The sequence below is a fragment of the Streptomyces sp. NPDC031274 genome, assembly GCF_055570235.1.
The window spans coordinates 1-1092 of record NZ_JBVIHP010000425.1 but is presented as its reverse complement, the minus strand read 5'-3'; the positions used below and the strand labels follow the sequence as shown (position 1 = coordinate 1092).

Sequence of the window (1092 nt, the reverse complement as noted above, 5' to 3'; positions counted from 1 at the left end):
GACCTTTTGGGAAGGGCTGGCAGACGGCGATACGTACGCCAGCACCCGCGAGATGGGTGAACTGTTGCGGAGGCTCCATGAGTTGGAGCCTCCGTCCTTTGCTCTCCCCGAGCTCCGTCCGTTCAGCAAGGTTGAGCAGCGCCTGGCGCGGGCTGAGATCAGGCCGGAGACGCGGGCTTACCTCGCTGGGCTGGCCAAGGAGTTGGAGGCCGAGTACGGGCGCCTCCGGTACGCCCTCCCGGCTGGTCCGCTGCACGGGGACTTCAACGTCGGCAACGTCCTGCGTGATGAGGCTGGCCGACCGAAGGTCATCGACCTCGACGGCTTCGTGACAGGACCGCGCGAGTGGGACCTCATGCAGACCGCGATGTACTACGACAGCTTCGGTTGGCACACGAAGCTCGAGTACGAGGATTTCGCGGACGGGTACGGCTTCGATGTCCGGGAGTGGTCCGGCTATCCGGTCCTACGCCGGATCCGCGAACTGCTGATGGTCACCTGGCTGTCGCAGAACGCGGGCACGGATCCGGGTGCCAGTGAGGAGGTCGAAAAGCGGGTGCAGACGCTCAGGACAGGTGCCTCGCGCCGCGACTGGGCCCCGTTCTAGGCCTTCGCTGTGACCTGTCGCCACAGGCGGAAGGCGCCGGCCTGCTCCGTGAACTCGCGGAACTCCACGGCCCGCGTCATGCCGTCCGTCACACGCCCGTGGAACTCCCGCACGTACTGAACGCAGCGCGCCGACTTCAGTCCCTCGCCGAGGTGTAGCGCGCCGAGGGCGATATCGAACCCGCGACCTATCTCGCCCTGGTTGAGGTACGCCTCGGCCTGCACCATGGTCGCGAAGAAGTCGCTGCGGTTGTTGAGGCCGTCGTTGAAGATGGACCCCGCTCCCCGCTCCGTCGCCTGTACAGAGCGTCCGAGGTCACGGAAGCAGTGACCGAACTCGGCCGCCAGCTCCACTTCGTCGAAGTACGCGATGTACGCCGGATCGCTGTCGGCCGTACGGAGGCTCAACTGCCGCTCGGCTTCGGCGAGTGCGGCATCGCATCCCGTTTCGTCCCCGAGGCGAGCGAGCGCCCGCGCCTCCATGGC

1 protein-coding gene and 1 pseudogene are annotated in these 1092 nt (G+C 66.7%); one reads left to right on the top strand and one right to left on the bottom strand.

All coding sequences use genetic code 11. The annotated features are described in order from the left end of the window. Window positions 1–607, top strand: a 607-nt coding sequence (locus ACZ5CR_RS46900; protein WP_468870176.1) for a phosphotransferase enzyme family protein, incomplete at its 5' end; no start/stop codon positions are given. Here the strand turns inward: ACZ5CR_RS46900 and ACZ5CR_RS46895 are convergent. Continuing rightward, window positions 604–1092: pseudogene (locus ACZ5CR_RS46895) on the bottom strand (hypothetical protein); the annotation flags it as partial. The gene ACZ5CR_RS46900 and the pseudogene ACZ5CR_RS46895 sit on opposite strands and share 4 nt — an antisense overlap.